The organism is Spirulina sp. LEGE 11439, assembly GCF_059821285.1.
In genome coordinates, this window is the sequence record NZ_JCAMRX010000065.1 from 18,040 (window position 1) to 32,677 (window position 14,638).

Genomic DNA, 14,638 nt, shown 5'->3' on the forward strand with positions numbered 1-14,638 from the left:
TTCTCAGATGAGAAATGGCTAGACCGAGTTATGGACCCCGTGCCAAACAACGAGCCAAACACCTTCTCGAAAGTTTGCTCGCTTTTGCTGACAATGACTTCGAGACGGAAGGATTGCTGAAGATCCACTGCAACAAACAAGAGCCAACTCGCCTTGTTTTCCAAACGAAAATTCGCTATCTCGAACAATTGACGGGAATGCGCGATCGCACCAACCAATTAAAGGGCGGACAAATCAAAGAAGCGATCGCGCGCATGAATGACTTTTTGGGAATCTTGGATGATAATCGCGCTCAAACTCAAGGTTCCGATCGCTGGCATTTCACCCTCAAACTCTGGCATCCCTATAACCAAAGAGAAGCCAATCTCCAACGCTTCGATCGCGAATGGGAAAGTCGACGACCAGAAAAATCCAAACAGGTAACGGGAGAGTTAATCCAGTCGCCAAGTCCCGCAGCGATTCCCGAATTGTCTTCTGAGTCAGAAACCGCACCTCGAGTCAAGACCCCAAACTCTCCTTATCACAATCTTCCGGCTCGCGATCGCGCCGTATTTATCGGCAGGCAAACCGAATTAAAACAAGTATTAACCTTCCTTGCGACAGATAACCCCATCCATCGCATTAGCATCGAAGGCATGGCAGGCGTGGGAAAAACCACCCTCATGCTAGAAGTGGCACATCTTTGCCTAGAAGCCAGTCAAAACCGGAACCCTGAAAACATTCCTCATTTTGAAGCGATCGTTTTTAGTTGCGCTAAATCCCATCGACTCCAAGCCGGTCGACTCTTACCGCGTTTTCAGCGAGAACGGGATCTCGGCGATATTTTTCGCGCGATCGCAAGTACTTTAAACTGTCCGGGAATTCTCAGAACCGATTTTTCCGAACAATATCGACAACTGCGAGAGCGTTTGGCGCATCAACCCACTTTATTATTGTTGGATAATGCTGACACCTTCGACGATCCTGAAAATATCCTTGCCTTTTTATACGAACTGCCGACAACAGTTAAAGTTTTGCTCACGACTCGCATACAAGTACAACTCGATGCAGCGATACGTCTCGAGAGTTTGCCGAAAAACCAAGCCTTAGAATTGATTGAAAACCAAGCCCAACTCAAGCAAGTACAACTCCCTTCTCTAGAATTGCAACCTCTCTATCAAAAAACCGAAGGTAACCCTCTTGCGATCGTTTATACCCTTGGTCAATTGGCTGCTGGTTATCCTTTCGAAGCGATCGCCGCTCGTTTGCGAGAACCGAGTGGAGAAATTGCTCGTTTTTGTTTAGAAGGCTTAGTTCAACCTTTGAGAGGGCAACTTGCTCATCGCGTACTGATGGCGATCGCACTTTTTACCGCACCTCCTACCCGAGATGCGATCGCCTCGGTCATTGGGATTGAGGATACTTTTGCACTGGCGGACAGTTTGGCGCATTTACAACAACTTTCCTTGCTTAAATTGGAAGCGGGACGATATCGCATGCTTTTTCTCACCTGCGAATACGCGATCGCCGAACTCGCGACCGATCCGCAATTTGAGCAGGAAGCGCGATCGCGTTGGTTGTCTTGGTATTTAAACTTTTCTGCGATCGAGACAGAATCTCATTGGCGAGAATGGCGCGATTATCGTGAATTAGAAGGAGATTGGGATAATTTGCGCGGTGCTTTTGAATGGTGTATTGCGACAGAACATTTTGAAGAAGCAAAAATATTTTGGCGACAAATTAAAGGCTATAGCTACATTTACGGCTATTGGAACGAGCGTTTAAATTGGTTGACAGGATTGTTGCCACTGGCACGACAACACGGCGATCGCGAAATGGAGAGAGAAGTCTTTAGCGATCGCGCTTGGACATTGATGTTAATGGGAAAACCCGAGCAACTCGCAGAAGCAGAGCGCATTTTTGTCGAATTAGCGCAGGACGCGAAGGAGATGGAACTGGGCGATCGCTTAGAATTGCTACATTCAAGGGCGATTTTAGCCTTCACGCAACAAGATTCGAACTTGGCACTACAACGACTTGAAGAAGAAAAGAAATTATTAGCAGAAATAGAAAGCGATCGCGATCCTCACGAACATCAAAGGATTCGCATTCAATATTACGAAGCGGGAATTTATTGCCAACAAAAAGATTTTTCTCGAGCCAAAACCCTCTACCAGCAGGCGCTTGCTCGTTCACAAAAGATTCAATGGCAGCAAGTCGAAGTCTATATTTTAAATTGGCTGGCGGAGATTGCCATCATAACGGGAGAATTAGAGCAAGCCGAAGCATTATTAAACCAAAGCTGGCCGATCGCCCAATCCCATAAAGATCGCCGATCGCTGGCATTTCACAAGCGCACTCGCTCGCGTTTAGAACGAGGACGCGATCGCATGGATGCAAGCCGACAAGCCGCCGCCGAAGCCTTAGCGGATTTTGAGGCCTTGGGAATGCGATCGGAGGCCGCCGAAATGCGGACTTATCTCGAGGGGAATTTTGCTAATTTCCCTCTGAAAGTTCGGGGATCGTCCTAATTACCGAAACTCCCCTCAAAGCGAGAACGCAAATGTGGTAAGGCTTCGAGCCCGGCAAGTGTAAGATTTGCTTGCCAGAACATCCCCTCGCTTATGTTGTGATTGTCGTTAAAAACAACAAACAAGGACATTATGAATAACCAAAATTCTGCTGCTTTTTGCATTCCCCCCAACTGCAATGGTGTTGCTAAAGCCAGTAAAGTGCAAGCTGCTTTTTGTATTCCTCCCAACTGTAATGGCGCGAGCAATGGTTCTCAACGCCCTCGGGTCGAAGTCGCTTTAGCCGATCCCTTTAAAGTTTTGGCGATTGCTTAGCATTTCGTCAACCCCCAAGTCGAGATAGTTCCCTCGTTGCGCTATCTCGACCAGCGAATCGGGCGATCGCGGGGATCGCCCTCAAAAAATACAGACATTAAGCAATGAAAAATATAACCATTGCACATTTAAAACCGCCAGCCCATTTGAGTATTCTCTTCAGTAGCGGGCTTTTATTTTGGTTGAGTTGGGGCGCACTCTTTCCCACCCTACCGCTTTACATTCGAGATTTAGGGGAAACCAGCCAACAAGTCGGGATTGCAGCCAGTGCCGTTGCTGTCGGTTTATTACTATCGAGAACGGGGTTGGGATGGATTGCCGATCGCACCTCTCGTCAGATCCTATTATTTTTCGGTCTGGTTATTGCGGCAATTGCCCCTCTCATTTATTGGCTCATCCCTTCCTTTCCAGTATTAGTAGGATTGCGGCTCATACAAGGTGTGGGAGTCGCTGCCTTTAGTACGGGATACGTGACTTTGGTGATGGATCTCGCCCCTCCCGAACATCGTGGCAAAGCCTTGAGTTATATGGGATTACCCAAAACTCTCGGAGCGGGATTCGGTGCCTTGGGAGGCAGTTTTCTGCAACAACAAATAGGTTATTCGGCAGTATTTCTCTTTTCCTTGAGTTCGGCATTACTGGGATGGCTCTGTTGTCAACAACTGCAAGAACCTGCCCGAGAGAAAGCGGCAGCGACGATCGCGATCGCTTCCGAGGGATTCTGGCAACCGATCTGCAATCGGCGTATTGGCATTCTCGTCCTGCTGGCTTTTCTGATGGGGTTAACCTCGAGCGGGGTGGCAGATTTTCTCCCTTTATTCGTGGAAGATGCCAAAATTGCCTTTAATCCGGGATTATTTTATCTGGTAATGGCATTGGCAGCTTTAAGCGCTCGCATTTTTGCGGGAGGATTTAGCGATCGCTCGGGTCGCGGTTTGTGCATTACTTGCGGCTTTACTGTTTATGGGGTTGCAATGCTCGTTTTATGGACGGCTCGAGATAGTCATGCCTTATTATTCGCCGCCACCCTTGAAGGAATTGGTGCGGGGGCTGTTATGCCCACCCTCGCCGCGACAATTGGCGATCGCACGCACAAAAACGAACGAGGACGGGCGATGAGTTTCTGGATGGGCGGTTTCGATGTGGGGATGGCGATCGCGGCTCCTGTTGCGGGATGGCTGGCCAATATTTACGGCTATCGCAGTCTCTTTGCGATCGCGAGCGGAATTTCTGCCCTCATCCTTTTCCTCTTTGTCACCCATTCGGGAGAAACGGTTACTCAATCTTGGCGATATGCTTGGGGACACGGCAAAGATCGCTATGCAAGCGATCGTTCCCATTCCTGACAAAGTACCGTGATTTCTCGACATTCCCGCAGCATTTTCAACTTCTCAAAGTTTTCCTTAGCCAAACCTCCCCAATAATTCGCCCTCGCTAAGTTCCCTCGTTTCTGCTCCAACAGGGCGTAATAACGCTGACAAAAAGCGATCGAGCGCTTATCGTGATTCTGTTGGGCATGAGGCAAAACTAACCCTAACAATCCTTCTGCTTCCTTGAAGTTCTCTTCCTCAATTTCAATGACCGCCAAACGACCGTAAGTATAAATTTCCATCAGTTGCCAATCGCTTTCTCGGGCAGATTGGAGACATTGCGCGTACAATTCTCGTGCTTTGGGCAAGTCTCCGGTTTCTAACTCGATTTGTCCTTGATGGTAAAGGAGATAAATCGTGAACTGCAAGCGTTCTTTTTCTGCGAGAGCAGTGCTTTCAAGCATTTTTTTCGCTTTTTTCAACCATTCTCGCGCCGTTACGAATTGTCTTTGATGAATGGACAAAATCGCGAGATGAATCATGGTATCGAAACGAGATTTGAATTCCAAGCCCTCGGGAATTTCTAAGGCTTCTTGACACAGAGCGATCGCTTCTTCGAGTTGAGCCGGGCGATCGACGAGGGTAAAGGTGTGAACTTTATCCAAGAGAATCCGAGCGATAGTAGCACGATCGCCTTCTCGGGTTGCCGCTTCGAGCAAACAATTCAACCAAGCCAAACGCTCGTCCCAATAGCCTCCGAAGCGAGTAAATCCCCCTAGATACAGCCAAAATTCTTTAAATAAATCGTATTGTTCGCTTCCCAAACACCATTCGATCGCGGCGGAGAGATTACCCCATTCTCGTTCTAAGTTACTATAATCGCGCCAATCTCGATATTCTTTGCTGCCATGCTGTCGGACGTAGTTTAAAAACCAATCTAACCAATGCGTTCTTGCATCTCCTGCAAATTCTGGGGAATTTTCCAATTGCGCCAAGACATAAGAGCGAGTTGCCGGTAACATCGTGTATCGCTCTTCTACCTGTTTGATGAGCGAAAGTTTCTGCAATTGTGTCAAGCGATCGGCAAGGATAATGGGTTCGTCAACCGAAGCAACCGTCGCGATCGCTTCTCGCAATGCTAATTGAGGAAAGAGCGCCAGTGCCATCAGCAAGTGATGGGCAGAGGGTGATAAAAGCTTAACCGACCCTTCAAAACAATAGCGCGAGACATCATCTGTTGCCCGCGCTAAGCGATCGAGGATCTCCTCAATATCGGATCCGGCAGCCAATTGACCGATAGTATAAACGATCGCGGCGGGTAGTCCGGTTGTTTTTTGGTACAGTTTTTCGGCATCTGCCGGACTGAGATCTAAGCCTTTTTCTTCAACTTGATGAACGATCAGATCCAGTGCATCTTCTTCGGGAAGGGAGTCAAGACGAATGGGAAGGAGGGGGGCAGGTTGACGAGTGGTAACAACAGCTTTAACCGTAGCAGGGAGTTCGTAAAGTAAAGCGAGGACGCTATCGCGATCTTCGACGGTTTCCAAATTATCAACAATTAGCAAGATGCGCTGTCGAGAGAGATAATCTTGCAAGCGTTCGAGGCGCTCTTCGAGAGCCAGATAAGCAAGTTCGGGAATATCGAGAGTGCGGGCGATCGCGCGAAAAATATCTCGTTGGGTGCGTTCTCGTCTGAGACGTTGCAGAATGCCCGTACCGATCAGGCGTTGGGATTGTGCGGAAACGAAGATAATCGCATCAAAAACCGGGGTGTTGCGGGATGCAGCCACTCCCAAACTGGCGTGCAAGCAGCGATAGGCAGTTTCTAAAACAAGGGCGGTTTTCCCTAATCCACCTTCTCCTTCCACGCTAATACGATGAACGGGATTTTGAGGAGAGAGAAGCTCGAACAATTTATTGAGTTCCTTGCGCCGTCCGACAAAAGCGGTATGATCGCGAACGGGTAAATTATTCCGCGATCGCTTGATATTACGGGGCTTGCGTTGGGGAGGTGGTGACGTTTCGCCTTCGACAATCTCTGCCAAGGACAACTCGAGAATCTGGCAGTAGGCTTGAAAAGCCCGCTCTTTAATGGGATGCCTTTTGCGCCCGGCAAAGCGACTCCAAGAACCATAGGAGATATCTTTAGCAAAAATTTCTGTATCTTCAATAATTTGTTCGATGCGATCGCGAACAGAGCTATTTTGAGATTTAGCAATAGTGACTTTGAGATCGTTGACCTGTTCTGTATCAATCCGAAGAAATTTGTCTAAATCTCTGACCCATTTCGGATCGTTTTCCTCCCAGCCATTTTCTTGACCGTAACGATGGACTAAGACTTTACTGGCTGCTTTTAAGGGTCTGGTATCTTCTGCTTTAATACGCCATCCCTTTTTTTTTCGTGCTGCTGTAATTTTGGCTTGTCCTTCCTCTGACGCTCTTAGACTTGCCATATTTTTATTGATTTGTCAAGATTATTTTGTAGCTTGTTTCATTACTTTGCCTAATTTTATCAGACTATTTTTGTTGTCAATAATAAATTTGGATTAAAGCCAATGAGAGAATTTTAAAGAATTGAAAAACTTTTGACTCATCAAACTAGAAAAATATTAGAGTTGTTCTATCGAGATATTTTTTGCGATCGCAGAATAACTCAAGAGTAACCATTGTAGAACATTAGCAAAAAATATTTATTTTCTAATATCAACTCTGAAAAAAACGTAGATCTCTACATATTTAATACCAGAATATATATCTCTCTCTGCGCCCCTCTGTGACTCTGTGGTGAATTCTCTTCATCACAGAGTCACAGTGCCATACCAATTTTTCAATGAAAAATCCCCCACCTAAAGGCAGGGGATTCAAGGCTTACTCAGCTAATGGTTAGCCGAACTTACCAGCCGTCGAAGCTATCAAGAACGCCGCATAGGTAAAGATGTAACCCACCGTGAAGTGAGCTAAACCAACCACACGAGCTTGAACGATAGAGAGAGCAACGGGCTTATCTTTCCAGCGAACGAGGTTCGCTAAAGGAGTCCGCTCGTGCGCCCAAACAATCGTCTCGATCAACTCTTGCCAGTAACCGCGCCAAGAGATGAGGAACATGAAACCCGTCGCCCAGACGAGGTGTCCGAAGAGGAACATCCAAGCCCAAACCGAGAGGTTGTTCACGCCGTAAGGATTGTAACCGTTAATTAATTGAGCGCAGTTCGCCCAGAGATAATCCCGGAACCAACCCATTAAATAGGTAGAGTTTTCGTTGAACTGAGCAACATTGCCTTGCCACACGGACAAGTGTTTCCAGTGCCAGTAGAAGGTTAACCAACCCAAAGTGTTCAACATCCAGAACATGGCAAGGTAGAAGGAATCCCAAGCAGAGATATCGCAAGTACCGCCACGGCCGGGACCGTCACAGGGGAAAGAGTAACCGAAATCTTTCTTGTCTGGCATTAACTTGGAGCCGCGAGCATCCAAAGCACCTTTGACCAGAATCAACACCGTGGTGTGTAAACCCAATGCGATCGCATGGTGAACCAAGAAATCTCCCGGTCCAATGGTCAAGAAGAGAGAATTGGTACCACTATTAATGGCATCCAACCAACCGGGTAAGTAAGCCGCACCGCTATTCGCTGCGAGACTGCCACTATTGGAAAGGAGAATATCCATGCCATAGAGGGCTTTACCGCTTGCTGATTGGACGAACTGAGCGAACACGGGTTCAACGAGGATTTGCTTTTCAGGAGTTCCGAAGGCAACTACAACATCATTGTGAACGTACAGTCCGAGGGTATGGAAGCCGAGGAAGAGCGTTACCCAACTCAAGTGGGAAATGATTGCCTCTTTGTGTTCCAGCATCCGCGCCAAGACGTTGTCCTTGTTTGCTTCAGGATCGTAATCCCGCACGAAGAAGATCGCGCCGTGAGCAAATGCCCCTACCATCAAGAATCCGGCAATGTACTGGTGATGAGTGTATAGTGCTGCCTGAGTGGTGTAGTCCCGCGCAATAAAGGCGTAGGACGGCAAAGAGTACATATGCTGGGCTACTAAGGACGTAACGACACCCAAACAAGCCAACGCCAAACCGAGTTGGAAGTGTAAGGAGTTGTTAACCGTGTCGTACATTCCCTTGTGACCTTCGCCAAGGTTACCGCTAGGAGGATTGTGAGCGGCATGAATCTCTTTGATGCTGTGACCGATACCAAAATTGGTGCGGTACATATGACCGGCAATGATGAAGATTACTGCGATCGCCAAGTGGTGATGGGCAATATCCGTCAGCCAGAGAGATTCAGTTTGGGGGTGGAAACCACCGAGGAAGGTTAAGATCGCCGTTCCCGCACCTTCAGATGTTCCGAAGATATGACCCGCCGTATCGGGATTTTGAGCGTAAACGCCCCAATTTCCCGTAAAGAACGGAGCTAAACCGGCCGGATGAGGTTTCACGGAAAGGAAGTTATCCCAACCCACATGAACGCCCCGAGATTCGGGAATCGCTACGTGAACCAAGTGACCGGTCCAAGCCAAAGAACTAACGCCAAATAATCCAGCCAAGTGGTGGTTCAAGCGAGACTCGGCATTTTTAAACCAAGACAAGCTGGGACGGAACTTGGGTTGCAGATGCAACCAGCCGGCGAATAACATCACCGCAGACAGGATTAAGAGGAAGATAGACCCTTGATAGAGGTCGGCATTGGTGGTCATACCAATGGTGTAGAACCAGTGGTAGACCCCGGAATAGCAAATATTAACGGGATTGCTTGCTCCTGCTTGGGTGAAGGCATCAATAGCGCCTTGCCCGAATTGGGGATCCCAAATTGCATGAGCGATAGGACGGACGTTTAGCGGATCTTTAATCCATTGCTCGAAGTTACCTTGCCAAGCCACATGGAAGAGGGTGCCAGAAGTCCACAGGAAGATGATAGCGATGTGTCCGAAATGGGAAGCAAAAATCTTTTGGTAAAGATTTTCTTCGGTCATGCCGTCATGGCTTTCAAAATCGTGGGCTGTGGCAATCCCGTACCAGATCCGACGAGTGGTGGGATCTTGGGCGAGATCTTGGCTAAATTTTGGAAATTTAGTTGCCATAAATCTTTTTGAGGAATTTTCCGACCTGAAAATGAGTCTTAATGCAAATTGACTTGTGCGAATTGCTGCTCATTGAAGGATTTTCTTAGTCCCGCCAGATATGAATAATTCAATTTGGCGGGGTAAGAAGTTCTTTGAAAACAGTTTCAACCGAGTTATATCGAGTTTTTTAAAGCTCTTAACTGTTGATTTTACCGTTTTACTCAGACGTTCAACCAGACGTTTAACCCACAGAGAGTATTCGCGCCAAGAAGAATGCCCAAGTGGTGACAATGCCTCCAAGGAGGTAGTGAGCAACACCCACTGCACGTCCTTGAGTAATGCTCAACGCGCGAGGTTGAATGGCGGGAGCAACTTTCAGCTTGTTATGAGCCCAAACAATGGACTCAATGAATTCTTGCCAGTAGCCGCGACCGCTAAACAAGAACATTAAGCTGAAGGCAAAGATGAAGTGACCCGCTAGGAACATAATGCCATAGGCTGAAAGAGCCGACCCATAAGAGTTAATGACATTTGCTGCTTGCGCCCACAGGAAGTCCCGCAACCAACCGTTAATGGTAATCGCGCTTTGAGCGAAGTTACCGGCGGTGATATGAGAAACCGTGCCGTCTGGCGATACCGTACCCCAAACATCCGATTGCATCTTCCAACTAAAGTGGAATATGACAACGGAGAGAGAGTTATACATCCAGAACAAGCCCAAGAAGACGTGATCCCAACCGGAAACTTGGCAGGTACCGCCACGACCCGGACCATCGCAAGGAAAGCGGAAACCCAGTTCGGATTTATCGGGAACCAAGCGAGAACTCCGAGCGTAGAGAACGCCTTTGAGGAGGATGAGGACGGTAACGTGAATGGTGAAGGCGTGGATGTGATGCACCATAAAGTCGGCAGTGCCTAAATGAATGGGCATCATGGCAACTTTGCCACCTACCGCTACAACATCACCACCAAAAGCCGGGCTGACAGAACTGAGGGCAAAAGGTGCCGTGGCTCCGGCTGCTGCTGCATGGAGGCCTTGTACCCACTGGGCAAAGATGGGTTGGAGTTGAATGCCCGTGTCCGAGAACATATCTTGAGGCCGTCCCAATGCCCGCATGGTGTCATTGTGGATGTACAGCCCGAAGCTGTGGAAGCCTAACCAGATACAAACCCAGTTCAGGTGGGAAATGATGGCATCGCGTACTCGGAGGACGCGATCGAGAACGTTGTTGACGTTCTTGGCGGGATCGTAGTCGCGAACCATGAAGATCGCGCCGTGAGCGCCGGCTCCAACGATGAGGAAGCCACCAATCCACATGTGGTGTGTAAAGAGGGACAATTGCGTGCCGTAGTCGATCGCCTGATAGGGATACGGCGGCATGGAGTACATGTGCTGGGCGATGATGATAGTCAACGACCCCAACATGGCTAAGTTAATTGCCAATTGAGCGTGCCAAGAGGTGGTGAGAACTTCGTAAAGCCCTGTGTGACCTTCACCGCCAAAGAGAACGGGGTCACCCTTGTGACCGTCGAGAATCTCTTTGATGCTGTGACCGATACCCCAGTTGGTGCGGTACATGTGACCGGCAACGATGAACAGAACCGCGATCGCGACGTGATGATGAGCGATATCGGTCAGCCATAAGCTACCTGTTTGGGGATCTAAGCCGCCGTTAAAGGTCAAGAAGTCAGAGTAAACGCCCCAATTTAAGGTGAAGAAGGGTTTAATTCCTTCGGCAAAACTGGGATACAACTCTGCCATCTTGCTGGCATCGAAGAACTCATGGGGCAGGGGAATATCCTGCGGTGCTACACCTTTGTTCAATAGATTGTTAATTGGCAAGGAAACGTGAATCAAGTGTCCTGCCCAAGCTAAAGAACCGCAACCGAGCAATACGGAAAGGTGGTGGTTCAACATCGACTCCGTATTCTGGAACCATTCCAGTTTGGGAGCTTTTTTGTGATAGTGGAACCAACCGGCAAAGATACAGAGACCTGCCATGACCAAACCGCCGATCGCAGTTGCTAACAACTGCTCGGAATTGGTGTAACCTGCGGCTCTCCACAAGTAGAAGAATCCAGAGGTAATCTGAATTCCGTGGAAGCCGCCACCCACATCGCCGTTTAAGATTTCTTGACCGACAACCGGCCAAACAACTTGAGCGCTGGGCTTAATATTGATTGGATCTTGCAACCAAGCCGTGTAGTTAGAGAAGCGTGCGCCGTGGAAGTACATTCCGCTCAACCAAACGAACACGACGGCTAAATGGCCGAAGTGAGCGCTGAAGATTTTGCGAGAAATATCTTCTAAGTCACTGGTTTGACTGTCAAAATCGTGTGCGTCAGCGTGTAGGTCCCAAATCCATGTGGTGGTTTTGGGGCCTTTGGCTAAGTCGCGACGAAAATGACCCGGTTTGCCCCACTTCTCGGTGGAAGTCGGAACGGGATTGGTGTCAACCACTACTTTCGCTTTTGCCTCTCCTTCTGGAGGACTGATTGTCATGAGGGTTCTCCTCCCTGAGACAACAATGAGCTTTTTCCCTTAAAGGGAATTTATCAGACAATTTTTTGATTTGATTTGAAAAGTTGATAGAACAACTTCTCGCTGTAGTTTCCCTTAATTATTTAACATCTCGAGTCGAATTTGAGATGCTTCTTTAGGGGGTTGACATCTCTCCGCTTTAAAAAAAACGAGGATTCTGTGGTTAATCCACCGAAAGCGGGATGGGATTTTTAAAGTGGGAAACGAATTTCGCACTCAACCCTTTATTAATCCGTGCTTTCTTCAAGCCTGTCAACAGACTCCTAAATCCCTTAGATAGACAAGTCTATCTTGTGGGGTTGCTTTTACAACTACTTATGAAGTAGATGATACGGTGCGTCCGATCTTCTCGCTCCCAGATGTTTACAATATTTAAACTTAGCTAAAATGTCTATTCAACCAAGGTTGTAATGCGAAACAGGTGGGGGAGAAGTCAAGGGATAACCTGTTTTTGTAACAAAATGCAATATTTCTCTCGGTTTGCTCGTATCTCGTAGTTTCCACAATTCCAGGTCAATCTCTTGATGTTTCATCCTCAAGAGAGATAGATTTATTCTCGAGCGGTCTGGTGTCAAATTGGCAACAACCCAAGGTTTAATCCGATCGAGCGATCGCATAAGGAGGGGTAACGTGTCATTTTTTAAGGTTCTGTTTCAAGCGGGCAAATTCTTTTTATCTGGGGTTTTCATTTTTGTTTTGAGTTGGGGACTCATGGGGTGTGGCGATCGCATTGAAAGCAGGCTCGAGCAACCTAACTCGGGGACGAAACTGGAAATACTGGCAGAAGCGGCTCCTCCAAGTGCGATCGCACAGCTAGATCGGAGTTTGGCTCGCTATCAACCTCAAGTGACGATTATCAGTCCTGAAGTCGAGGAGATTATTGCCGATACAAATGTATCTATTAGCGTTCGGGTGGAAGATTTACCCATTTATCGCGATCGCGATCTGGATTTGGGACCTCATTTAGCCGTTATTTTGGATAACGAGCCGACACGGGAAATTTACGATCTTGAAAAACCTCTTGTTTTAGAAGACGTAACTCCGGGTACTCATACCTTACGAGTTTTTGCGGTTAAACCTTGGGGAGAAAGTTTTAAAAATGAAGGGGCTTATGCTCAAACCACCTTTTCTCTCTTTACGTCTACTCCTCAAAATACACTCGCAAGTTCTCAACCTATTTTGACTTACAATAGTCCTCAAGGAGATTATGGGGCGGAACCCATTCTTCTTGATTTTTATGTTGCGAATGCACCGCTTCATCTTGTCGCCCGAGAAAGTAATAATGATGCTATTGCTGATTGGCGAATTCGCGTCACTGCCAATGGCAAAAGTTTCTTGCTCGATCGCTGGACTCCGATTTATCTCAAAGGTTTTGAACCCGGGATTAATTGGGTAAAACTCGAGTTTTTAGATGAATATGGCAATCCGGTTGAAAATGCTTTTAATACGTCAGTTCGTCTTTTTAACTATCAACCCAATGGACAAGATACGCTTTCTCAATTGATTCGCGGTGAATTGGCAGCATTGGATGCCAGTGGAATCGTCGATCCGAATTACAAACCTATAGAAGAAGTTCCTATTATTAAAGAAGAAAAATCAGAAGCAGTTCCGAGTACCGATGAAGAGATTATTCTAGAAATTCCTGAAACCGAGACGCTTGAATTAGAAGAAAATCTCGTGCCAGAACAAGAAATTTCTCCTACAGAACTGGAAGAGCTAACATCAGAAGAAATAATAACGCAAGAACAATCTTTGCCCTCAGAATCTTCTGAAGAATTAACCTTAGAAGAAACAATTACACAATCTGAAGAAGAAATTTTGGAGATAGAAATTCCTGAATCAGATGTAATAGAAGAGCCGATTCCTGTAGAAAATAATGTTAAGGAGTCAGAAAGTCCTGTTCCTGATACAGAGTCTTTAGAAATAGTCAATCCGGAATCAAATCCAGAAACTTCAGTCGATCTGCCTTCCGATCTCAATACCGAAAATGCAGCAACAGAAGGAATTGAAATAATAAAACCGAAAACTGTTGACGAAGAGACGATCGCATCGCCAGAAAATCCTGAGATTTCCGAAAGCGATCGCGGCTTTCTCAGAGGATTTTTAAATCAATTTTCAGGAGAGACTCAAGACTCTTCTCCTAAAATAACGTCAGTAACAGAGGAGGAAGCGATCGCGGAAATTGAGGAATTTGAAGAAAGCGATCGCGGCAATTTTTCGCTTATTGCTGTAGGGGAATCGATCCAGAAGGACAATCTAATTCTTTGTTAAAAATCGGCTTAGTTGATAATTTTGGGGCAGTTGTAGACGGTTGTTCAGTCTGGCACATATTAACGACTGCTTCGTAATTATCTCCTTCTTTTTTCCCGTAAACAATTCCCGCATAACTATGCAAGTTTTCTTTTTTCGCTGTTGCTGTCATCGTCACGCTATGGGTAGGATCGCCGTGGGAAAGAATAGCAAATTTATATTCTGGTGTATTCAACTTAAAATCGATCGCGAGTTCTTCTAAAGAAGCCGTTAATTCGCCATTTGTTTTATAATAGGCTTCTTGACCTCGGGTGACGGTTTGAATGTAAAATTTAGCCTGTTGTTCTCCATCTAATTTGGGAATTTGCAGACTGACTTGGCAACCTGCTAAAACAAAAGGACTCAAACAGAGGAGAATTCTGCTCCATTTTCCCAATGTTTGCCAAATGGCTTGTTTTCGATAGGGAGCGATCGCAGGATGACAAACCATTTGCTCGTAAGATTTCATTATCTTTAACAATAACGTTCTAGAAATCTCTACAATAATTCTAGGGAAATTTCCGCAAACGTTACTCATGTTGACCCTCCTCGCTCTAAAGAGACGGGGATTCGGAAGTAGTCCAGTAACGAACTCTTACAGGCGT

The 14,638-nt window shown here is 46.8% G+C and carries 8 protein-coding genes; 4 read left to right on the forward strand and 4 right to left on the reverse strand.

The annotated features are described in order from the left end of the window. Positions 1 to 14: 14 nt before the first annotated feature. From AC6RV6_RS26630 to AC6RV6_RS26640, 3 genes are all read left to right on the forward strand, one after another. Positions 15 to 2,510, forward strand: a complete 2,496-nt coding sequence (locus AC6RV6_RS26630; protein WP_500243921.1) for an AAA family ATPase — start codon at positions 15 to 17, stop codon at positions 2,508 to 2,510. A 132-nt stretch (positions 2,511 to 2,642) separates the two neighbouring features. Next, a complete protein-coding gene (locus AC6RV6_RS26635) occupies positions 2,643 to 2,825 on the forward strand; it encodes a hypothetical protein (RefSeq protein ID WP_500243922.1) in 183 nt (60 codons plus the stop codon). Positions 2,826 to 2,929: 104 nt separating this feature from the next. Then, positions 2,930 to 4,171, forward strand: a complete 1,242-nt coding sequence (locus tag AC6RV6_RS26640; protein WP_500243923.1) for an MFS transporter — start codon at positions 2,930 to 2,932, stop codon at positions 4,169 to 4,171. Here AC6RV6_RS26640 and AC6RV6_RS26645 read toward each other — a convergent pair. The 3 genes from AC6RV6_RS26645 to psaA form a co-directional block, all read right to left on the reverse strand. After that, a complete protein-coding gene (locus tag AC6RV6_RS26645) occupies positions 4,144 to 6,588 on the reverse strand; it encodes an AAA family ATPase (RefSeq protein ID WP_500243924.1) in 2,445 nt (814 codons plus the stop codon). The two genes, AC6RV6_RS26640 and AC6RV6_RS26645, sit on opposite strands and share 28 nt — an antisense overlap. A 430-nt stretch (positions 6,589 to 7,018) precedes the next feature. Then, positions 7,019 to 9,220, reverse strand: coding sequence for a photosystem I core protein PsaB (gene psaB / locus AC6RV6_RS26650; protein WP_500243925.1), 2,202 nt, complete (start codon positions 9,218 to 9,220; stop codon positions 7,019 to 7,021). A 223-nt stretch (positions 9,221 to 9,443) separates the two neighbouring features. Beyond that, positions 9,444 to 11,705 carry a photosystem I core protein PsaA gene (psaA, locus tag AC6RV6_RS26655; protein WP_500243926.1) on the reverse strand — a complete coding sequence of 754 codons (2,262 nt, stop codon included), beginning with the start codon at positions 11,703 to 11,705 and terminating at the stop codon, positions 9,444 to 9,446. A gap of 669 nt (positions 11,706 to 12,374) precedes the next feature. Between psaA and AC6RV6_RS26660 the strand changes: the two genes are divergently transcribed. Beyond that, entirely contained in the window at positions 12,375 to 14,015 is a 1,641-nt protein-coding gene (locus AC6RV6_RS26660) for a hypothetical protein (protein ID WP_500243927.1), read from the forward strand. Here the strand turns inward: AC6RV6_RS26660 and AC6RV6_RS26665 are convergent. Beyond that, positions 13,966 to 14,571 carry a type IV pilin-like G/H family protein gene (locus tag AC6RV6_RS26665; RefSeq protein WP_500243928.1) on the reverse strand — a complete coding sequence of 202 codons (606 nt, stop codon included), beginning with the start codon at positions 14,569 to 14,571 and terminating at the stop codon, positions 13,966 to 13,968. The genes AC6RV6_RS26660 and AC6RV6_RS26665 overlap by 50 nt on opposite strands. Positions 14,572 to 14,638 lie beyond the last annotated feature (67 nt).